This is a genomic window from Streptomyces sp. R28 (assembly GCF_041052385.1).
Classification (GTDB): Bacteria; Actinomycetota; Actinomycetes; order Streptomycetales; family Streptomycetaceae; genus Streptomyces.
Genome location: NZ_CP163439.1, coordinates 4648818 through 4667940, shown reverse-complemented (window position 1 = coordinate 4667940; position 19123 = coordinate 4648818). Strand labels below are relative to the sequence as shown.

The 19123-nt window shown below is 70.4% G+C and carries 22 protein-coding genes; 10 read left to right on the top strand and 12 right to left on the bottom strand.

Features of this window, described 5'->3' with window-relative positions; all coding sequences use genetic code 11:
* The first annotated feature begins 76 nt into the window (after positions 1-76).
* Together AB5J49_RS20575 and AB5J49_RS20570 are read left to right on the top strand one after the other, a co-directional pair.
* A complete protein-coding gene (locus AB5J49_RS20575; protein WP_369170077.1) occupies positions 77-934 on the top strand; it encodes a helix-turn-helix domain-containing protein in 858 nt (285 codons plus the stop codon).
* A 302-nt stretch (positions 935-1236) separates the two neighbouring features.
* Positions 1237-1428: a DUF397 domain-containing protein gene (locus tag AB5J49_RS20570; RefSeq protein ID WP_369170076.1), complete on the top strand. Its 192-nt coding sequence runs from the start codon at positions 1237-1239 to the stop codon at positions 1426-1428.
* 218 nt (positions 1429-1646) lie between these two features.
* Here AB5J49_RS20570 and AB5J49_RS20565 read toward each other — a convergent pair whose 3' ends face one another.
* The 3 genes from AB5J49_RS20565 to AB5J49_RS20555 all read right to left on the bottom strand — a co-directional run bounded on the left by AB5J49_RS20565 (position 1647) and on the right by AB5J49_RS20555 (position 4087).
* A complete protein-coding gene (locus AB5J49_RS20565; protein ID WP_369170075.1) occupies positions 1647-2516 on the bottom strand; it encodes a MerR family transcriptional regulator in 870 nt (289 codons plus the stop codon).
* 65 nt (positions 2517-2581) lie between these two features.
* Positions 2582-3085 (bottom strand): glutathione peroxidase, encoded by a 504-nt coding sequence (locus AB5J49_RS20560; RefSeq protein ID WP_369170074.1) that lies wholly within the window; start codon positions 3083-3085, stop codon positions 2582-2584.
* Positions 3086-3094: 9 nt separating this feature from the next.
* Positions 3095-4087, bottom strand: coding sequence for an ArsR/SmtB family transcription factor (locus AB5J49_RS20555; protein ID WP_369170073.1), 993 nt, complete (start codon positions 4085-4087; stop codon positions 3095-3097).
* 93 nt (positions 4088-4180) lie between these two features.
* Here AB5J49_RS20555 and AB5J49_RS20550 point away from each other — a divergent pair, with 93 nt between their 5' ends.
* The 3 genes from AB5J49_RS20550 to AB5J49_RS20540 all read left to right on the top strand — a co-directional run bounded on the left by AB5J49_RS20550 (position 4181) and on the right by AB5J49_RS20540 (position 7442).
* Complete coding sequence (locus tag AB5J49_RS20550) at positions 4181-5374, top strand: MFS transporter (RefSeq protein WP_369170072.1); 1194 nt, start codon at positions 4181-4183, stop codon at positions 5372-5374.
* A 140-nt stretch (positions 5375-5514) separates the two neighbouring features.
* On the top strand, positions 5515-6834 hold the full coding sequence (locus AB5J49_RS20545; protein ID WP_369170071.1) for a histidine kinase: 1320 nt from the start codon (positions 5515-5517) through the stop codon (positions 6832-6834).
* Positions 6798-7442 (top strand): LuxR C-terminal-related transcriptional regulator, encoded by a 645-nt coding sequence (locus AB5J49_RS20540; protein WP_369170070.1) that lies wholly within the window; start codon positions 6798-6800, stop codon positions 7440-7442. Before AB5J49_RS20545 ends, AB5J49_RS20540 begins: the two co-directional genes overlap by 37 nt.
* Before the next feature lie 52 nt (positions 7443-7494).
* Here AB5J49_RS20540 and AB5J49_RS20535 read toward each other — a convergent pair whose 3' ends face one another.
* Entirely contained in the window at positions 7495-7926 is a 432-nt protein-coding gene (locus AB5J49_RS20535) for an SRPBCC family protein (protein WP_369170069.1), read from the bottom strand.
* Positions 7927-8099: 173 nt separating this feature from the next.
* Between AB5J49_RS20535 and AB5J49_RS20530 the strand changes: the two genes are divergently transcribed.
* The 3 genes from AB5J49_RS20530 to AB5J49_RS20520 all read left to right on the top strand — a co-directional run bounded on the left by AB5J49_RS20530 (position 8100) and on the right by AB5J49_RS20520 (position 9669).
* Positions 8100-8330 (top strand): hypothetical protein, encoded by a 231-nt coding sequence (locus AB5J49_RS20530; RefSeq protein ID WP_369170068.1) that lies wholly within the window; start codon positions 8100-8102, stop codon positions 8328-8330.
* A gap of 156 nt (positions 8331-8486) precedes the next feature.
* Positions 8487-9377 (top strand): hypothetical protein, encoded by an 891-nt coding sequence (locus AB5J49_RS20525; RefSeq protein ID WP_369170067.1) that lies wholly within the window; start codon positions 8487-8489, stop codon positions 9375-9377.
* A 151-nt stretch (positions 9378-9528) separates the two neighbouring features.
* A complete protein-coding gene (locus tag AB5J49_RS20520; RefSeq protein WP_369170066.1) occupies positions 9529-9669 on the top strand; it encodes a hypothetical protein in 141 nt (46 codons plus the stop codon).
* Between the two features lie 19 nt (positions 9670-9688).
* On the opposite strand, the gene AB5J49_RS20515 is transcribed toward AB5J49_RS20520, so the two are convergent.
* The gene (locus AB5J49_RS20515) at positions 9689-10159 is read right to left on the bottom strand and encodes a DUF3592 domain-containing protein (protein ID WP_369170065.1); all 471 of its coding nucleotides are present in this window, start codon (positions 10157-10159) and stop codon (positions 9689-9691) included.
* A gap of 161 nt (positions 10160-10320) precedes the next feature.
* Here AB5J49_RS20515 and AB5J49_RS20510 point away from each other — a divergent pair, with 161 nt between their 5' ends.
* On the top strand, positions 10321-11481 hold the full coding sequence (locus AB5J49_RS20510; RefSeq protein ID WP_369170064.1) for a sensor histidine kinase: 1161 nt from the start codon (positions 10321-10323) through the stop codon (positions 11479-11481).
* A 245-nt stretch (positions 11482-11726) separates the two neighbouring features.
* Positions 11727-12743 (top strand): DNA-directed RNA polymerase subunit alpha, encoded by a 1017-nt coding sequence (locus AB5J49_RS20505; RefSeq protein ID WP_369170063.1) that lies wholly within the window; start codon positions 11727-11729, stop codon positions 12741-12743.
* Positions 12744-12852: 109 nt separating this feature from the next.
* Here the strand turns inward: AB5J49_RS20505 and AB5J49_RS20500 are convergent, their stop codons facing one another.
* The 7 genes from AB5J49_RS20500 to AB5J49_RS20470 all read right to left on the bottom strand — a co-directional run bounded on the left by AB5J49_RS20500 (position 12853) and on the right by AB5J49_RS20470 (position 19121).
* On the bottom strand, positions 12853-14037 hold the full coding sequence (locus AB5J49_RS20500) for a flotillin family protein (RefSeq protein WP_369170062.1): 1185 nt from the start codon (positions 14035-14037) through the stop codon (positions 12853-12855).
* A gap of 10 nt (positions 14038-14047) precedes the next feature.
* Positions 14048-14299, bottom strand: a complete 252-nt coding sequence (locus AB5J49_RS20495) for a hypothetical protein (RefSeq protein WP_369170061.1) — start codon at positions 14297-14299, stop codon at positions 14048-14050.
* Between the two features lie 385 nt (positions 14300-14684).
* Positions 14685-15062, bottom strand: a complete 378-nt coding sequence (locus AB5J49_RS20490) for a hypothetical protein (RefSeq protein ID WP_369170060.1) — start codon at positions 15060-15062, stop codon at positions 14685-14687.
* Between the two features lie 418 nt (positions 15063-15480).
* Positions 15481-16182, bottom strand: coding sequence for a polysaccharide deacetylase family protein (locus AB5J49_RS20485; protein WP_369170059.1), 702 nt, complete (start codon positions 16180-16182; stop codon positions 15481-15483).
* Positions 16183-16396: 214 nt separating this feature from the next.
* Complete coding sequence (locus AB5J49_RS20480; RefSeq protein WP_369170058.1) at positions 16397-17065, bottom strand: glycoside hydrolase family 11 protein; 669 nt, start codon at positions 17063-17065, stop codon at positions 16397-16399.
* A 420-nt stretch (positions 17066-17485) separates the two neighbouring features.
* The gene (locus tag AB5J49_RS20475) at positions 17486-18328 is read right to left on the bottom strand and encodes an NAD(P)H-binding protein (RefSeq protein WP_369170057.1); all 843 of its coding nucleotides are present in this window, start codon (positions 18326-18328) and stop codon (positions 17486-17488) included.
* Positions 18329-18377: 49 nt separating this feature from the next.
* The gene (locus AB5J49_RS20470) at positions 18378-19121 is read right to left on the bottom strand and encodes an SDR family oxidoreductase (RefSeq protein WP_369175204.1); all 744 of its coding nucleotides are present in this window, start codon (positions 19119-19121) and stop codon (positions 18378-18380) included.
* Positions 19122-19123 lie beyond the last annotated feature (2 nt).

Genomic DNA, 19123 nt, shown 5'->3' with positions numbered 1-19123 from the left:
ACCTTGGTGGCAGTCTGCTCAGCAGCAGATACGCAAAGTGGCAATCAGCAGTCACGCAGCCGGAGGTGCACGTCCCGTGGCGTCCAATGTCAATCCCACCGTCAGGCGACGCCGGCTGGGCCAGGAGTTGCGCCGGCTCCGCGAGCTCAAGGGCATGACGGCCGAAGAGGTGGCCGAGCGGCTGTTGGTGTCGCAGTCGAAGATCAGCCGGCTGGAGAACGGGCGGCGCAGCATCAGCCAGCGTGACGTCCGCGATCTGTGCGGGGTCTACGAGGTGGAGGACCACCGCATCGTCGATTCGCTGATGCAGATGGCCAAGGATTCGCGGCAGCAAGGGTGGTGGCATTCGTTCGGCGACATTCCGTACAGCGTCTACATCGGGCTGGAGACGGACGCGGCGAGCCTTCGGGTGTACGACCCGCAGGTCGTCCCCGGGCTGTTGCAGACCAAGCAGTACGCGGAGGCCCTGATCGCCGGGGCGTTGCCGGAGACGCCGCCCACCGAGGTCGAGAAACGGGTCCAGGTGCGCATGCGCCGACAGGAACGAATCTCCACCGAGGAGAACCCGCTGCGCCTGTGGACGGTCCTGGACGAGGCCGCCCTACGCCGGGTCGTCGGCAATCGCTCCCTCATGCGTGACCAGTTGGAGCAGCTCGTCGAGCAGTCCCAACTGCCGCACGTCACCGTGCAGGTGATCCCCTTCGACATGGGAGCGCACCCGGGCCTCAACGGGCAGTACGCGATCCTCGAGTTCCCGGACGCGGCCGACTCCAGCGTCGTCTACATCGAGGGCGTCACCAGCGACCTCTATCTGGAGAAGGCGAACGACGTCCAGAAGTACAGCGTGATGTACGAACACCTGCGGGCGCAGGCCCTGAACGTGGAGCAGTCCCGCCAGTTCATCGCGGACATCGCGAAGGAGTACGCGCGTTGATCGTCCGCGTTGATCGTCCGCACTGATCATCTGTACTGATCATCAGCGCTGATCACCCGTGCGGGGGACCATCCCGACCGGAGGGGCGCGGTACCGTACACCGTCTCCTGGCCGGGATGGAAGGCTCCACTGGAATATGCCATCCAGTCGAGTGAATAGTCGCTTCGTAAGCCGATGTTGGCTAGTAGCGTCGATCACGCCACCAAGCAACAAGGTTGGCGTGAATCGCATTGCGGGGTCCGGTTCCGTCCGGACGTGCAGTGCGGTGACAGCAACTCAACATCTGGCAATTCGGAGCAAACATGGCAATTCGTCAGGGTGCCACGGACACGTGGACCAAGTCGTCGTATTCCACTGGGAACGGCGCGTGCGTCGAGGTCAAGTCGCCGGTCACAGCGGCCATGGCGGTGCGGGACTCCAAAGTTCCCGCGGGCCCGGTCCTGGCGTTCCCCGCCAACGCGTGGAACACCTTCGTGGCGTCGGTCAAGGTGTGAGGGGCGAGGCTGTCTGATCCTCACCCTCGACCAACCGCACGGATCAACAACTGCACAAGCACCACAGGAAGAGCCCTCTCGACCAGCCCGCCGTCCTTGCCGAGAGGGCTCGGCCGTGCCTCGACACGTCGACGGCCCCGACCCCCGAACCCGACCCCTGAGCCCCGCCCCTGGCACCTGACCCCGGCACCCTGGGACCTGGCCCTCCCCCCCCCGGATCACCTCACCGGGAACGCCACATCGCACACCGGGTCCTCGGCCCCCGCCGCGTCCCAGTCCGCGAAGTACACCTCCCGGCACGGGCCCGCCTGTTCGAGGCCCTCCCGGGCGATCCACTCCTCCACCGCCTCGAAGGCGGCCAGGATCTGCGGATGGGCCACCTGCGCCTTGGTGATCCGGGCGTAGGCCAGCCGCTGGGCCGGCTCGACCCGTACCTTCGTCTCCCGCGCCCGGCCCTGCTTCTCGGCCCACGCCCGCGCCGCCGCCTCGTCGGCCACCGGCACGCACGACTCGGCCGGCCCGTCGCTCTCCATGGACACCTCGGAGTGGTAGACGACGAACGGCGCCGCCGTGCTCCCGCCGCACTCCCGCGCCCCCTGCTCCAGCCGGTCCAGCGACGCGCCGATCCAGGTCGGCAGCTCACCCGCCAGGATGTGCCGGGCCTCGCTGATCACCACCTGCTCGGGCACGTCCACCGTCTCGACCACGAACTTCCCGTACATCTCGGAGCTCCTCCCCGAAAGCCGTCCACGGAGGTACTCGGCGAGCGTCCGCTGCCCGGCCACCCGCGCCTCGACGTCCGCCCAGTAGGCGGTGAGCCGGTCTGCCGCCGCGGCCCCGTCCGGTGCCTCGACGACCTCCGCGACCCGCGCGAGCGGCATGTCGAGCTGGCGCAGGAGCGCCACCAGACGGGCGCGCTCGACCTGGCCGACGCGGTAGTAGCGGTAGCCGCTGACCTCGTCGACGTGCGCGGGTGGCAGCAGTCCGAGGCGGTCGTACAGGCGCAGTGCCTTGGCCGACAGCCTGGCCCGCGCGGCGAACGCGCCGATGGTGAGCAGTTCGTCGTCCACGGCCTCATCCTCCGTCACCGGGCGGCTCTTCCGCCCGGTGCGAAGGACGTTCCGCCCTGCCCCAGGGGCAAGGTCAACACCGGCTAGGCGAGGGCGCCCTCCAGCGCCGCCACGATCTCCGCGGCCTCCGGCTCGGTCTGCGGCGAGAAGCGGGCGACGACCTTGCCGTCCCGGCCGATCAGGAACTTCTCGAAGTTCCAGCGGATGTCCCCGCTGTGTCCCTCGGCGTCCGCGAAGCCGACGAGCCGCTCGTACAGCGGGTGCCGGCCCTCACCGTTCACCTCGACCTTCTCGGTCATCGGGAAGGTCACGCCGTACGTCGCCGAGCAGAACTCGGCGATCTCCTCGGCGCTGCCGGGTTCCTGGCCGAGGAACTGGTTGCAGGGCACGCCGAGCACGGTGAAGCCACGCTCCGCGTACTGCTCCTGGAGCTTCTCCAGGCCCGTGTACTGCGGGGTCAGGCCGCACTTGGAGGCCACGTTCACGACGAGCACGGCCTTGTCGGCGTACTGGGAGAGGTCCGCGGAGCCGCCCTGGAGGGTGCCGATCTCGACGTCGAGGGGGGATGCGTTGGTGTCAGCAGTCATAAGCGGATGCTAGCTCCGGCAGGTGTCGGGCCCGTCGCCCGGTCCGGCCGCCTCCACGAGGACCTCCCCGGCCGCCGTACGCGAATACAGCACCGACCGCCCCGCCCGCCGCCGCTCCACCAGCCCCGCGTCCAGCAGCACCCGCAGATGCCGCCCGACCGAGCCCAGCCCCTGCCCCGTCACCGCGACCACCTGGGTCGTGCTCAGCGGGGAGTCGAGGAGTACGAGCACCGCGGCGCGCGCGGGCCCGAGCAGGGCGCCGAGGCTCGCGGGGACCACCCGGGCGCCGGGGTCGGCGAGGGCGCCCGCGCACGGGTAGACGACGGCGTACCGGTCGGGCTCCTCCCAGGAGACCCAGCCGCCCTTCGGCGTGACCGGCACGAAGACGAGTTCGGCGCCGGAGATCTCGCGGGGCGGGTACTCGTGCAGATTCACCTGGAGCCGGTTGTCGCCGAGCCACCGTGTCCGCCCGGGCCGCAGCGAGTCCAGTACGGCCGCCCAGCCGCCCCGGCTCACCTGCGCGGTCCGCGCCACCACATCGGCCTCCAGGACGCGCCGACGCCGGTCCCAGTCCGGACGTACGGCCTCGGTCCAGACGTATGCGAGGAGCGCGGCGGCGCGTGCGGGCAGGTCGTCCCGGTCCAGTACGGCGGGGAGGGGGCCGGCGAGGGCGACGGTGAGGTGGGTCCGGGCCTGGCCGGGGTCGGCGGCACGCACCCGTGCCACGCCCTCCTCGAAGGGCTCGCGGTCCCTCGGGGTCGGCGTGAGGAAGTCGGCGATCCAGTCCTTGCCGAGCCCGGCGCGGACGAGGTGCGCGGTGACCGGGTCGGCGGCCAGGCGGGCCCGGTAGGCGGGCCGGTGCGCGTCCAGCCAGGCGCGCTCGCCGGGGTGCGCGGCTCTCCCCAGGTGCAGCAGCTTCAGCGCGGCGAAGGTCTCGGCGAGCGGGGAGAGGACGAAACGGCTGCCGGCGAGCGTGTCGGCGTTGATCTGCCACCAGCCCATACCGCCCCGCCCCCCCGGCCCCCGGCCCACGCCGACCTTTCGCTTCAGCGCGAAACAATATCGACCTGTCGCCGGGCCTCTCAGACTCCGCCCATGCGCAGCTACCGACAGCTCTTCCACACCCCGGAGTTCACGCCCCTCTTCCTCGCCTCCTCCGCCAACGTCCTGGCCCAGACGATCAGCGGTCTGGCCCTCGGCACGCTCGTGTTCCGGGCGACCGCGTCACCGCTGCTGTCGGCGGTGAGCATGTTCGGCCCGTCGCTGGCGCAGATGCTCGGCGCGACCTTCCTGCTGTCCGGTGCCGACCGGCTGCGCCCGCGGTCCGCGCTGACCGGCATCTCCCTCGTCTTCGCCGCCGCCACGGCCGTCCTCGCGCTGCCCGCACTTCCCCTCTGGGTGATCTTCGCCGTGATTCTCGGCCAGGGCCTGGTCGCGTCGCTGGGCGGGGGAGTGCGCTGGGGGCTGGTGAACGAGATCCTCTCCAAGGACGGCTTCATGCTGGGGCGTTCGGTCTTCAACATGATGTCCGGGATCGCCCAGATCGTCGGGTACGCGACGGGCGGTCTGCTGGTGGCGGTGCTGTCGCCACGCCTGTCGCTGCTGTTGTCGGCGGCGCTGTACGTCGTGGCGGCCGCCGTCCTGCGGCTCGGCCTGACCCCGCGCCCGCCCCGCGCACAGGGCCGCCCGTCGGTCGCGGCGACCTGGCGCAGCAACGCCCTGCTGTGGTCCTCCCGCCCCCGCCGCCACGTCTACCTCGCCCTGTGGATCCCCAACGGCCTCGTCGTCGGCTGCGAGTCCCTCTACGTCTCCTACGCCCCCGGCGCCGCGGGCACGTTGTTCGCCTGCGCGGCGCTCGGGATGTTCGTCGGCGACGTGACGGTGGGCCGCCTGGTGCCGCCCCGGCTGCGCCCGCACCTCGGCATCCCCCTGCTGGTGCTCCTGGCCCTGCCGTACCTGTTCTTCGCGCTGCGCCCGACGCTGCCGTGGGCGGCCGTCGCCGCGGCCGTGGCCTCGGTCGGCTTCGGCGCGAGTCTCGTCCAGCAGGAGCGCCTGATGGCCCTCACCCCGGACGAACTCAGCGGCCACGCCCTGGGGTTGCACGGCTCCGGCATGCTCACCATGCAGGGAGTGAGCGCGGCTCTGGCGGGCTCCGTGGCCCAACTCACTTCTCCGGCAACGGCGATGACGGTGATGGCCGTGGTGTCCCTCGCGGTGACCCTGGCGCTGACGGTGGCGAGCCTGCGCCATGCGGAGGAGGGCGGGCTGGTGGTCCTGGGCCGGAGGTGAGCCGGGCGGCGCCGCCAAGAGGGGAGTTTTTCCCACCGCGTTCCCGCCCCGACGTCGCAAGAATGAGGGCACGGGCGCTACGGCTCCCACGACCGCACGGACAGCACAGTACGCACGGACAGCAGAGGGGGGAGCGTCGTATGGACCGCACGACGCAGCTCGGGGTGAACCGCACGCCGGACGAGATCAGGGGATTCTCCGTCACCGCCGGACTGGTGGGGCTGCGCCGGGCCCTCGCCCTGTGCTGGATGGCGTCGGCGGGGCTCGGCCGGTCCCTGGCGGTCTCCGGGGCGATCAGCCTGGTGGGACCCGGCCTCGGCATGGTGCCGCGCGCCATGGAGGGCGTACGGAATCTGGCGGCCCGGCAGCGCGAACTCGCCCTGCGCTGGTCGGGGGTGGAGATACCCGGGCCGCCGGGACCGCTGCCGCCCGCGCCCGAAGGCGCCTTTGGGGCGGTCGCCCGCTACCGGTGGATCGTGAGCGACCCGCAGACCCGCCGGGAGTACGTGTGGGTGCTGGCCGACCCGCTGGCCGGCGCGTTCTTCGCCTTCGTCCCGATCGCGCTGGTCCTCAGCGGGGCGTGGGGTGTCTTCCTCGCCTTCTTCGGCGTCCCGCTGTCCGCCGAGTGGGACGGCCTGTGGTACCAGTTCATCCCGATCGAGGGCCGGGCCACCGCCGTACTCGCCGGTGTGCTGGGCGCCCTCCAGCTGCCGCTGGCCCTGTGGTCGGCGCCGCGCGCCGTGCGCCGGCACGCCCTGTACACGCGCGCGATGCTCGCCCCGAGCGAGAGCGAGCTGATGGCCCACCGCATCCAGCACCTGGCCACCACCCGCTCCGACGCCGTCGACACGCAGATGGCCGAGATCCGCCGTATCGAACGCGACCTGCACGACGGCGCCCAGGCCCGCCTGGTCGCGATGGGCATGACGCTGGACGCCGCCGAGCACCTTCTGGAGACCGACCCCGAGGCCGTCCGCGCCCTGCTCATCGAGGCCCGCGCGTCCTCCTCCAAGGCGCTGGAGGAACTGCGCGACCTGGTCCGCGGCATCCATCCGCCGGTCCTCGCCGACCGCGGACTCGCCGACGCGGTAAGGGCGTTGGCGATGGTCTGCCCCGTCCGCACCGAAGTCCGGGTCGACCTGCCGGGCCGCCCCGAGATGCCGGTCGAGTCGGCGGCCTACTTCGCGATCTCGGAGGTCATCACCAATGTCGCCAAGCACTCCGGCGCCGACCGGGCATGGATCGACCTTGGCTACGATCACGGAATGCTGCGTGTCACCGTCACCGACGACGGCCACGGCGGCGCGGACGCCTCGCGCGGCAGCGGCCTGCGGGGCATCGAGCGCCGGCTCGCCACGTTCGACGGTGTGCTCGCCGTGAACAGCCCCGTGAACGGACCGACCATGGTGACGATGGAGGTTCCGTGCGCATTGCCCTCGCCGAAGACCACTTCCTTCTGAGAGACGGACTCATCCGCCTCCTCGGTGCCTACGGCCACGAGGTCGTCGCCGCCGTGGACAACGGCACGGAACTGCTGGACGCGCTCGTCCGGGAGCAGCCGGACGTCGCGGTCGTCGACGTCAGGCTGCCGCCGACGTTCACGGACGAGGGCCTGCGCGCGGTGCTGACGGCCCGCGAACGGATGCCGGACCTGCCGGTCCTGCTCCTCTCCCAGTACGTGGAGCCGCTGTACGCACGGGAGTTGCTGGCCGGCGGCGGCCGGGGCGTCGGCTACATGCTGAAGGACCGCGTCACCAACGGCGCCCAGTTCCTGGACTCCATCCGCCGCGTGGCCGAGGGCGGCACCGTGATGGACCCCGAGGTGATCTCCAAGCTCCTGGCCCGCAAGGAGCGCGACGAGGCGGTGGGCAGCCTCACCGGACGTGAGCGCGAGGTCCTGGAGTGGGTGGCCCAGGGCCGCTCCAACGCGGGCATCGCACAAGGCCTGTTCATCACGGAGAAGGCCGTCGCCAAGCACATCGGCAACATCTTCACCAAGCTGGGGCTGCTGCCGACGGACGGCGACAATCGGCGGGTGCTGGCCGTGTTGGCGTATCTGGACCAGTGACGGTCTCCGGCGGACGGTGGGCCGCAAGCCCTGAGGTGCGGTGCGCGCTCACTCACCGCCCTTGTTCCACGTACTCCCTGAACTGCTCGAGATCGCTACGGACGAGCCGCTCGATGGCGCTGGCCTGGGCGAACCCCTTCGGCCCGCCGAAGGTCTCCCTGACCGTGCCGGCGTCGTACTCGACCCGTGCCTGCACACGGGTGCGGTTGCGGTCGATCGGCAGCAGCGAGAACGAGCCCGCCAGGTCGGGAGCGCCCGTGGTACGCCACTCCAGCACACGTTCCCCCGCCCGGTCGGAAACCTCGGCCTCGAACTCCCGGGCCCGCCCCCCGGCCTCTACGTCCAGACGAGCCCGGCCCCCGGCCTCCGTACGGGCTTCACGCACTCCCGCCAGGAAGCGCGGATAGTCGTCCACCCGGTGAAGGCTCTCCCAAGCCGTGTCGATCGGAACTCCCACATCGACGTGTTCTTCGAGGGTGCTCATGGCCCACCTCCACGTCCGGCTCATAAAGCATGACCTGCTGCTTCCAGTGTGCGCCCGGTGCGCTTCGGGCGGGCCGGCCCCGGTGATCCGCGCTCCACCGCAAGCGGCACCGCACGCTCCACCATTGCCGCAGCTCTGCGCACCCTGACGCCAGGCGCGTCGTTAGGGTCGTCATGAAGATCATCGCTACCGCCGCGCTTGCCGCCGCGACCCTCATCCTGACCGCCGCCGTCCCCGCTTCGGCAGACGGGGACCACAAGACCCGCCAGGCCGACAAGAAGGCCTCGACCGGCTCCGTGGTCACTCCCGAAAGCAACATCCCCATGAGGATCAACGTCGACGAGAGCGCTGACAGCGAAGTCTCGGAGGGGCTCCTTCCGCGCATCGTGGGCCAGCTGCTCTAGCGGTACCGAGGGGCGTGGAGCCGGGCACCGGGTGACGGCGGAGACCGTCGCGTCCCCGCCGTCGGCGGCCGCTCACCGCCTCGCCGAGGCGACATGTACGCCAAAGGTGCAAAATCGATACGGACCTCTGTGGGCGCGGCGCGGAGAGGGACGCCGATGGATCTGGACACTGTCGCCGACGAGCTGTACGGCCTGCGGCCGGAGGAATTCATCGCCGCCCGCGCCACCCGTGCGGCCGCGGCCCGCACAGCCGGCGACCGCGCCCTCGCAGAGCGGATCACCAAGCTGCGACGCCCGAGCCTGTCGGCCTGGGCCAGCAACCTCCTCGTCCGCGCACACCACAGCGAGGTCGAACCGCTGCTCCGCCTCGGCGAGGGGCTGAGACAGGCACATCGCGACCTGGACGGCGTCCAGCTACGCGAGCTCAGCCGCCGGCAGCGGGTTCTGATCAACGCGCTGTCCCGGCAGGCCGGACAACTCGCCGCGGCGGCAGGCCACCCGATCAGCGAGGCTGCCCAGCACGAAGTCGAGGACACCCTGCGCGCCGCTCTCGCGGACCCTGATGCGGCCCAGGAATGGGCGAGCGGCAGACTCAGCAAGCCCTTCAGCGCCACCACCGACTTCCCCGCGATCACCGAGACAGCGGCCAAGCGCCGCGCCCCCGCCGTGCCCCCTCCGACCGAACCCCCTCCGACCGAACCCCCTCCACCCCCTCCTCGGGACCGCAAGGCCGACGCTGACCGGCGCAGACGTCTCGCCCGAGCCCGCAAGGACGCCGACGAGGCCACGCGGGAACTACGCGCGCGGGAGGACGAGGCGGCGAGCGTGGGCCGTGAGGCCGACGCGGCCGGGAAACACCTGGATGAGATGCAGCAGCGCGTCAGCGAACTGACCGCCGAACTGCAACGCGCCAGGGATGAGCAACGACAGGCACGCTCCGCCGAGCAGGCGGCACGCGACCTGGTGCGTACGGCCGATCGGCAGGTCCGTGAGGCGCGCCGCCGGGCGGATGCCGCTGCCGCGGACGTCGAGCGCCTCACCGACTGAGGCCCCCGCCTCCAGCGTGATCACCGACCGGCATCAGTCCCGTCCGGACTCCCACCGAGCGACTGAATCCACCGGCCGGGCCGCGTGTCTGGCAGGCGGCGCGGCCGGCTTGGCGCAGGGTGTTCGGTACTGCCGCCCTCGAGGAGGAACCGTGAAGCGTCGTGTCGTCGCCGCCTTGGCCGTTGCCATCGCCGGGCTGATGCTGTCCGCAGTACCGGCCGCGGCTCACGTCGGCCAGGGCGAACTCGGGCGCGACGAGTGGAACTTCTTCATCACCAACATCCTCGTGTAGGCGGGGCCCGTAGGCACGCCTAGGAACGCCACCGCCGCATCGTGGCGACGGCCGTCCCGACCCCCGCGATCGCCAGCCCGATCCCACCGAAGACCAGCGGCAGCAGCCACAGCGAGGCGAACCCGTTGATCCGCGCGTCCGCGGGGGAATCGGCGCGGTAGAGCACCTCGACCCGCTCGCCCTTCTCGTACGACGGTGGATTGGAACCCGTCGAGCTGCGGAACGTCCTCGACGTGCCGTCCGCCGACGTGAACTCGACCACCGGATACGCCACGGGCTCGTCGTTCTCCCTCTTCCTGCGGGATGCGCCGTTGTCGTCGGCGCGCCACTCCAGCGCCACCACCGTGCCCGGGGCACGCTCCGCATCCACCAGGAACGACACCGACATCCCCGCCAGGATCAACCCGACGACCAGGAACACCGCCCCGAACGCGATCGCCCCGAACGCGACCCACCGACGGGCCCCCCGCCCACGCACCTGAACCTGCACGACGTCCCTCTCACTCGCCCGGAGTGAGAGGGACGTTATCTCACGATGATCAGCACGCTCGCCGTGCGAGGGTGCGGCGGCCTGGGCTTCAGGAGCTGTCGCCGAACAGGCCGTCTGCGGGCGGGGGTTCTTCCGAGGGCGGGGGTTCCGGCACGGGGAGCGTGTCTCCCGGTGCGGCGACGTCCGTCGAGGGGGTCGCGGCCGTGTGGGAGATGGTGGTGGGATCCCGGCCGGGCAAGGGGGTGCCGGCCCTGCTGGCGGCCACGATCGCCGCCGGGTACCAGCCCGTACGGCAGCGGGTCGAGGCCAGCATGGACGAGATGCTGTTCGGCAGGTCGGCCGACCCGGTCGAGACGCTGACCCGGCTCGGCACGGACCTCACCGCCGGCGCCCCGCCGCCACTGTGGCTGCACACCCTGCGCTCCACCCTCGGCGTGCCCGGCATCGCCCTGCGTCAGGACGGGACCGCGGTCGCCACAGCGGGCACCATGGACGACGGCCACACCACACGCACCGCCCTGCACGCGGGCGCCGAACACGTCGGCGACCTCGTGGTGTGCCTCCCACCCGGACACCTGGGGCTGCCCCGGGCCGCCACGGCGGTCCTCGAACTGGTCGCGGCACCGCTCGCCCAGGCCCTGCACGCCGCGCGGCTCAGCGAGCAACTGCGCGTCTCCCGGGGCCGGGTGGTCACCGCGCTGGAGGAAGAGCGCCGCCGGATGCGCCGTGATCTGCACGACGGTCTCGGCCCGGCGCTGACCGGCATCGCCTACACCACCGACGCGGCCGTCAACCTCATCGCCACCGACCCGGAGCGCGCCGTGCGGACGCTGCGCGGGCTGCGCGCCGACATCGGCGACGCGATCACCGAGATCCGCCGGATCGTCTACGGCCTGCGGCCTCGTGCCCTCGACGAGCTCGGTCTCGTCGACGCCGTCCGCCAGCGCATCGCCCCGCTGCGTGCCGCGGACGGCCGGCCCCTGACCGTCACGATCGACGCTCCGCAACGGCTGCCACCGCTCCCGGCGGCCGTCGAGGTGGCCGCGTACCGGGTGGCGGTGGGAGCCGTGACCAACATCGCCCGGCATTCCGACGGCACCACCGCCGCCGCCCTCACCCTGGAGCTCGCGGCCCCCGCGGACCCCGCGCTGCTGCGCGTGACCATCGCCGACAGCGGTCCGTGCACCGAGACGTGGACGCCCGGCGTGGGCATCCAGTCCATGTACGAACGCGTCGAGGAGATCGGCGGCACCCTCACCATCCACACCACCCCACAGGGCGCCACCGTCACCGCCGACCTGCCCCTCGTCATCCCTGCTTGACGGTGCGGTCGGCGGCGGTGCCGACGCCGCGGGGCCGCCGCACGCGAACGGCCCCGGACGAGGAGTCCGAGGCCGCCCGAACGGGTGCCTTCCCGGCACGGCGTCAACCGCTCATGCGGCGGGCTGGAGGCGGTGCCGGGACGGGGGTCGGGCGGTTCGGTCTCGTGGGAGGCCGAACCGCCCGTACCCTTCATGGTGTCCAACGGCGTCACATAGCGGGCGCCAAACACTGGAGGCAATACCTCGTGCTGATTGCTCAGCGTCCGTCCCTGACCGAAGAGGTCGTCGACGAGTTCCGCTCCCGGTTCGTGATCGAGCCGCTGGAGCCGGGCTTCGGTTACACCCTTGGAAACTCCCTTCGCCGGACCCTCCTGTCCTCGATCCCGGGTGCGGCGGTCACGTCCATCCGCGTCGACGGCATCCTGCACGAGTTCACCACCGTGCCGGGTGTCAAGGAGGACGTCACCGACCTGATCCTCAACATCAAGCAGCTGGTTGTGAGCAGCGAGCAGGACGAACCCGTCGTGATGTACCTGCGCAAGCAGGGCCCGGGTCTCGTCACCGCCGCCGACATCGCGCCCCCGGCCGGTGTCGAGGTGCACAACCCCGACCTGGTCCTCGCCACGCTCAACGGCAAGGGCAAGCTGGAGATGGAGCTCACGGTCGAGCGTGGCCGTGGTTACGTCTCCGCCGTGCAGAACAAGCAGGTGGGCCAGGAGATCGGCCGTATCCCGGTCGACTCCATCTACAGCCCCGTGCTGAAGGTCACGTACAAGGTCGAGGCCACGCGTGTCGAGCAGCGCACCGACTTCGACAAGCTGATCGTCGACGTCGAGACCAAGCAGGCGATGCGTCCGCGTGACGCCATGGCCTCCGCCGGTAAGACGCTGGTCGAGCTGTTCGGTCTCGCCCGCGAGCTGAACATCGACGCCGAGGGCATCGACATGGGCCCGTCCCCCACGGACGCCGCCCTCGCCGCCGACCTCGCGCTGCCGATCGAGGAGCTCGAACTCACGGTCCGTTCGTACAACTGCCTCAAGCGCGAGGGCGTCCACTCCGTGGGTGAACTCCTGGCGCGCTCCGAGGCCGACCTGCTCGACATCCGCAACTTCGGTGCGAAGTCGATCGACGAGGTCAAGGCGAAGCTGGCCGGCATGGGCCTGGGCCTCAAGGACAGCCCGCCCGGATTCGACCCGACCGCCGCCGCCTTCGACGCGGACGACAACGGGGACGCGGGTTTCGTGGAGACCGAGCAGTACTGACGAAACAGCCCCCTCGGAGATCACTTCGAGGGGGCTGTTCGGTACGTATTGCCTGGCCAGGCCATGGCGCCTGCGCGCACTCCGTCGGCCGGGCGCATGCTCGCCGCCCCTAGCCGACGTCCACCGGACCGTCGTCCGACCTCTTCTCCTTGGTGGTGGGGAGCTGGAGCAGACCGTTGCTCTTGCTCTCCTCGGGGCGCTGGCCGCCCGAGTCCTGGCCGTTCAGGTTCTGCCGGACCGAGTCGAGGATCGTCAGGCCCTGGGACACCAGGCCGGCGGCGATCTCGCCGAGGCCGTCCGCGCCGTTGAGGACGTTGACGTTGGCGCCGGCGAGGCCGCCGGCCGCCTCCTTCACGATCTGCGGGAGCTGGTCGATCAGCATCCGGTCCAGCGCGACCCGGTCGTACGAGGCCGCGGCCTCGGCCTGGATCTTCATGCGCTGCGCGTCGGCGGCGGCGAGCACCCTGATCCGCTCGGCCTCGGCCTCGGCGGGCTTCACGATCTCGGCCACCAGCTGCTGCTGGCGCAGCTTGGCCTGGCGCTGGGCCAGCTCGGTCTGGGCGGCGAGCACCTCCTGCTGGGCGTGGGCCTGCGCCAGCGGCCCGGCCTGGGAGGCCTGCGCCTGGGCGCGGTCCACCTCGGCCGAGTACTCCGCCTTGACGATGGCGGTCTGCCGGGCGTACTCGGCCTGCTTGCGGGCCGCTTCCTGCTGCGCCTCGACCGAGGCCTGGGTGGCCTGGGCCTGGGCGATCTGGGCCTGCCGCTGGATGGCCGCCTTGTGCGGCGCGGACATCGCGTCGATGTAGCCGGCGTCGCCGTCGTCGATCGACTGGATCTGCAGCGAGTCCACGATGAGGCCGATCTTCGCCATCTCGGTCTTGGAGGTGTCCAGGACCTCCGCGGCGAGCTTCTGCCGCTCGGTGACGATCTCCTCGACCGTCATCGAGCCGATGATCGCCCGCAGGTGGCCGGCGAAGATACGGCCGGTCAGGACCGACATCTGGTCCTGGTCGGAGAGGAAGCGCTGGCCCGCGTTGATGATGCTCTCGTGGTCGTTGCCGACCTTGAACGCGATGACCGCGCGCACGTGCAGCGCGATGCCCTGCCGGGTCACACAGGTCTCGGTGACCTCGGACTCGCACATCGACAGGGTCAGGAAGCGGGTCTTGCGAAAGAACGGGATCACGAACTTGCCGTGCCCCGTCACCACTCGGAAAGGCGCGCCCCCCAGTCCCCGCCGGCCCCCCGAGATCAGCATCGCCTCGTCGGGAGCGGGAACGCGGTATCCGAACATGCTGTACTCCTCAGCCGGCGTCGGCGGTATCGCCGCCGAGCGCGTCCAATGGATCCACCCACTCGATGACGCCGACCTCCCGGCATCCACGTGATTCGATCACGAGCACTGTCGCGCCCGTGGGCAGGGGATCCTCCGACCAGGCGAGGAACGTCTCGGAACCGCCTCTGACCCGCACCAGGATTTCGCCGGGGCCCGCGGATCCGCGGGTTCCGATGAGTACCTTCCCCGTGCAGCCGATCACGGCCTCGTCCTGCGGCATCACCGGCCGTCCTCCTACTCCTGACCCCTGGATTCCGACGATAGACCCAGTCCGGCCGGGACCCAATGGCCAGGGACCCTACGGGCAGCAGGACTCGGCCTGCGCCGGACCGCGGGAGAAATCTCGGAGCCTCGCGCCCCCGCCCGCACGCAAACGGCCCCGGACGAGGAGTCCGAGGCCGGTCAAGGCATGCCCCTGGGGAGAAGCCCCAGGCCAGAGTGGTGTCGCGTCGTGCCCCGGCAGGATTCGAACCTGGGACACCCGCTTTTAGGAGTTCATGCACTGCGAACTGGAGGATGACGCCGGTGAGAGCCGGATCCTCGATCCTCGGCGGCCCGGGGGCCCGGGGGGGCGGCGCCGGCGCCGGCGCCGGGCCCCGTGTGAGCTACTTGCCGAGGACGATGGTGTTGTTGCAGCCCTGGCTTGAGCCGATGTTGGTGGCCTGCGAGCCGGGCGAGCCCTCGCCGTTGGACCGGTTGCCTTCACGGCCGTTCTCGACCCCGGACTGGCCCTGAACGTCGACGTTCTCTTCGGTCGTCCTGCATGAGGTGCTCTGGCTGATGAAGACCGTCCTGCTCTCTTCACTCTCGCTCTTGTGCCCGCGTCCGTGCTTGTGGCCGTGCTTGTGCTCCTGCTTGTGTGCCTGCTTGTGTTCCTGCTTGTGTCCGTGCCCCTGCCCGTCGGCGTAGGCGGTGCCGGTGCCGAGGAAGCCGATGGCGCCGAGGAGGACGGCCACGACAGCGGTCTTGCGAGGCTTGCGCATGTCTTCTCCGAGCGTTGAAGCGGACGCGTACACGACCCGCCACGTCATAAGGTGACGAGAGGTTAATGTGTAAATGTCTGAGATCTGCTCGTCGGCACGCCGGATCGTCTGACCAATGGGCAAGGGTGTCGGCCTCGCGGACGGCCCAAGTGCCCTGTACGGCCAAGGCATTCCGAAGCCGAACGCGCGCGTAGGCGCTCCGCGCAGAACCACCCGTGTGGCGGCGCCAGGAGTGTGAGGCGGCCCGGGCTCCTCGCCGATGCCTCAGGGCGCCGACGAAACTCCCGTGCGGTGTCGACGAGTTCGTCTCACGACGACGCATCCCGACTGCGTCACACGGTCGGGCCATCGCTCCCATCGCCCCGCTGGCCCCGCCGGGGTTGCCAGGTCGGGATGGCCTTCGCCGGGGACGGTACGTTCACCGTGCCGTCCCCGCCGCCACGGCTGCCGCCGGAGCCACGGCGCGGCCGGTTTGCGGGGAGATCATGCCGGCGCACAGGCCCCGGGCGGCCAACCCCTGGGCGATGCGCGGGATCGCCGCGAGGGAGTTGGCGGACCAGTCGTGCATGAGGATGACCTGGCCGCTGGTGAGCCGGCCGGCCGCCGCCACGATCGCATCGGTGCTCGCGCCGTTCCAGTCCTGCGAGTCGACGTTCCAGAGGATCTCGGTCAGGCCGTACTTGGCCTCGACGGCCCTCACCGTCGAGTTGGTCTCGCCGTACGGCGGCCGGAACAGCTTCGGCGTACCGCCGCCCGCGGCCGCGACGGCCTGCTGGGTCCGGGAGATCTCCGAGTCGATCGTCGCCTGGCTCTGCTGGGTCAGATGAGGGTGGGTGTAGCTGTGGTTGCCGACCCACATGCCTGCATTGACCTGGGCCTTGACCCGTGCCGGGTAGGCGGCGGCGTACTGGCCCTGGTTGAACATCGTGGCCCGCAGCCCGTTCTGCGTGAGCGCGTTGAGCAGGGCCGGGGTGCTGCTGGACGGTCCGTCGTCGAAGGTGAGCCCGACGTACCCGTTGCACGTGGCGGCCTGCGCCGGGGCGGCGGCGTCGACGGTGAGGGTGCCGGCAACGGCGAGCGCGGCGACGGCGAGTGACGACAGACGTGGTGTGGCTTTCATGAGGAGCGGTCCTCCAGCCTGTGGGGGATTCGGGGGGCAGCGCCTGGGACCGGGACACCGGCGCCGGTGTCCCGGATGGAGAGGGGCGGGGTCGGGAGACGAGGGGGGCGATGAGCCCCGCGGGGGACGGCACATTCATCGTCACGGTTGCCGTGCGACAGCCGCTCCGCCGACGCACCAGCTCGTCCCGCCGCCGCTCCCTCTCCGAACTGGCCTATGACACCGTGATGTTGGAGCTCCCGCTGCTCTGGTATCCCTCGGTGGCGAGGATCATGTAGTAGCTGAAGCTGCCCAGGGGCATTCCGGCGCGGGCCCAGGCGTCGAAGTGGTTGCCGGTGGTGATGGTGCCACCGGTTCGCCTCGACTGCCGGACGCTCCAGTACTGGTTGAACGTGCGGGTGCCTTCGACGGACGGGGCGTTGTAGCGCGTGGTCTGGTAGATGTCGTACGTGCCGCCGTCGCTGGTGACAGTGCCTTTGTACGCCCCCGTGGGCCGGTAGGTGCCCCAGTTGTCGACGATGTAGTACTCGACGAGCGGGTTCGACGTCCACCCGTAGAGAGTCAGGTAGCCGTTGCCGGACGGGTTGAAGCTGCCGGAGTAGGTCACGGTCCGGCGTGAGCCGTTGCTCCAGCCCTTGCCGGCGACGAAGTTCCCGGTGTTTCGCCACGAGGTGCTGTAGTTGCCACCGGAGTTCAGGGTCATGGAGACCGTGCCCTGGCTGTCCGTCCAGAACGAGTAGTAGTACCCGTTGTTGGTTCCGGTCTGGTTCGTGGTGACGACCGTGGCCGCCTCGGCGGTGCCGGGCAGGGCCAACGTCGCCCCGGTGGCCAGCAGCAGGGTGCAGACGCTGCGGCGCGTCGGATGTGCGGGTCCGTCATTCATGAGCGTGCTTCCTCCTCGTCCTCGTGAGGCCGACGGGGCCGGGCACATGGTGTCGGCGGGTGGTTCGTGCCAGCCCGCGTCGACAGTGGTTGAGCTCTGCCAACGGCGAACAGTTTTGGTATGACCCTGCCAACTGTCAACAGTTTCGACATTGATTCCGAAACATTCGGTCGACCGATTGGTTTTAACGGGAGGAGTTTTGGCTGTTCAAGGCGGTGATTCATGGAATGAAGGAAGGTTGATCACCGACGCGGCGACTGTGAGATCAAATGTGTAATTCAGGCCTTCGAATGTTTCGAAGCCTTTCCACTGACGTGCGCGGGGTGTCCGTGTGTCGGTGTGTCCGTGTGCCAGCGGGACGGCGCGGCCCGGCACCGAGCAAACGGCGCCGTGCGGAGGGCGCCGGCTGCTCGGCGGTGATCAGCCGGCGAAGGCGGGTGCGTTGTCGTGTGCCCAGTCGGCGAAGGTGAGTGCCGGCCGGCCCAGCAGGTCTTCCACCGTGCTGGTGGTGGGGCCCGGCCGGTCGGCGTAATCGGCGAGGGAGCCGAGCAGCCGGGCGGGGATTTCCTCGGGCAGCCCTTGGGCGAGCATGCCCTGCCGTACCTGCTCGGGCGGGAGCTCCTGGAAGGACAGCGTCCGGCCTATGGCGGCGCCGATGAGCCGTACCTTCTCGACCTGGTCCAGTGACCGCGGCCCGGTCAGTGTGTGGACCGCCTCCCTGTGAAGGCTGCCCCGCAGAGCGCGTACGGCGACCGCCGCGATGTCGGTTTCGTGGAGGGGAGAGGTGGCGGCCCGGCCGTACGCGCCGCGCACCACGTCACCGGCCCTGATCTGGGGCGCCCAGGCCAGTGCGTTGGCGGCGAAGTCGGCCAGGCGGAGGATCGTCCAGTCCAGGCCCGAGCCACTGACGAGTTCCTCGGCGTGCTTGAACTGGGCGGCGAAACGGGCCTCCCCCGCCGGGTACTCCACTGTGGCGGCCGACAGCAGCACGGCGCGCCGTACGCCTTGCTTGGCGGCGAGCCTCAGCAGTTCGCCGAGGCCGGGCCCGGCGGCGCGCGGGCTGATCTGCAGTGCTTCCACTCCTTCCAGTGCTGCCTCGATCCACTCGGGGTGGAACAGGTCTCCGCGGACGGCTGTCACGCCGTCGGGCAGCCGGGCCTCGCCGGTTCCGCGCGTGACCGCGGTGACGGCCGTGCCCTCCTGTACCAGCTGGTTCATCACCCGACGTCCTACGACGCCATTGGCTCCGGTGATCAGGATCATGATGGTTGCTCCTTCGCTCGATGCGTGGAGGGGATGGGGTGAGGTTCGGTCACCACGCGACGGGGCCGAGGCGGTCGATGAAGACCCCGGTCGGGCCGTCCTCGTCGAGCGTCGCGAGCCTGACGATCGAGTCGGTGCCTTCGGCGACCGTCAGCCGGCCGGTGTGGTTGTTCATGTCGGTGGCGGCGAATGCATGGTTGGCGACTTCGCCGGGTGTGGCGACGTTGAACTTGATGTTCGGGAGTGCCTGGGCGTACCGAACCGTGATCATGTTCAGCGCCGCCTTGGACGAGCTGTAGGCGAGTTCGTGCATCTTCGAGACAGGCTGCTGTGGATCGGTCACGACCGAGAAGGAGCCGCCGGCGCTGGACACCATCACCACCCGCGGATGGGCCGACGCCTGCAGCAGGGGCAGGAACGCATGGGTGACCCTGACCGGTCCGTACACGTTCGTGTCGTAGACGGAGTGGATCTCCTCGCCCGTCGCGTCCGCGGGTGCGACGAGCCTTCCCGGTGCCCCGGCGTTGTTGATCAGCACGTCCAGCCGGTCGGTGTGCTCGCGGACGAGACGCACGGCGTCGGCCACCGACGTGTCGGAGGTGACGTCCAGTGGGACCATGACCACCTTTGCGCCGTCGGCCGTCAGCTTGTCGGCGGCCGCCTGGCCGCGGGCCTCGTCGCGCGAGCCGAGAAAGACGGTCCAGCCCTGCTCGCCGAGTCGGCGAGCCGTCTCGAGGCCGAGTCCCTTGTTGGCTCCGGTGATCAGCACTGAGGTTCGTTCCGGATTCATCATGT

Excerpts from the sequence above, each read along its gene's own strand:
- AB5J49_RS20570 (WP_369170076.1), top strand. The coding sequence starts at position 1,237 with ATGGCAATTCGTCAGGGTGCCACGGACACGTGGACCAAGTCGTCGTAT.
- AB5J49_RS20560 (WP_369170074.1), bottom strand. The coding sequence starts at position 3,085 with ATGACTGCTGACACCAACGCATCCCCCCTCGACGTCGAGATCGGCACC.
- AB5J49_RS20555 (WP_369170073.1), bottom strand. The coding sequence starts at position 4,087 with ATGGGCTGGTGGCAGATCAACGCCGACACGCTCGCCGGCAGCCGTTTC.
- AB5J49_RS20550 (WP_369170072.1), top strand. The coding sequence starts at position 4,181 with ATGCGCAGCTACCGACAGCTCTTCCACACCCCGGAGTTCACGCCCCTC.
- AB5J49_RS20545 (WP_369170071.1), top strand. The coding sequence starts at position 5,515 with ATGGACCGCACGACGCAGCTCGGGGTGAACCGCACGCCGGACGAGATC.
- AB5J49_RS20535 (WP_369170069.1), bottom strand. The coding sequence starts at position 7,926 with ATGAGCACCCTCGAAGAACACGTCGATGTGGGAGTTCCGATCGACACG.
- AB5J49_RS20530 (WP_369170068.1), top strand. The coding sequence starts at position 8,100 with ATGAAGATCATCGCTACCGCCGCGCTTGCCGCCGCGACCCTCATCCTG.
- AB5J49_RS20525 (WP_369170067.1), top strand. The coding sequence starts at position 8,487 with ATGGATCTGGACACTGTCGCCGACGAGCTGTACGGCCTGCGGCCGGAG.
- AB5J49_RS20500 (WP_369170062.1), bottom strand. The coding sequence starts at position 14,037 with ATGTTCGGATACCGCGTTCCCGCTCCCGACGAGGCGATGCTGATCTCG.
- AB5J49_RS20495 (WP_369170061.1), bottom strand. The coding sequence starts at position 14,299 with ATGCCGCAGGACGAGGCCGTGATCGGCTGCACGGGGAAGGTACTCATC.
- AB5J49_RS20490 (WP_369170060.1), bottom strand. The coding sequence starts at position 15,062 with ATGCGCAAGCCTCGCAAGACCGCTGTCGTGGCCGTCCTCCTCGGCGCC.
- AB5J49_RS20485 (WP_369170059.1), bottom strand. The coding sequence starts at position 16,182 with ATGAAAGCCACACCACGTCTGTCGTCACTCGCCGTCGCCGCGCTCGCC.
- AB5J49_RS20480 (WP_369170058.1), bottom strand. The coding sequence starts at position 17,065 with ATGAATGACGGACCCGCACATCCGACGCGCCGCAGCGTCTGCACCCTG.
- AB5J49_RS20475 (WP_369170057.1), bottom strand. The coding sequence starts at position 18,328 with ATGATCCTGATCACCGGAGCCAATGGCGTCGTAGGACGTCGGGTGATG.
- AB5J49_RS20470 (WP_369175204.1), bottom strand. The coding sequence starts at position 19,121 with ATGATGAATCCGGAACGAACCTCAGTGCTGATCACCGGAGCCAACAAG.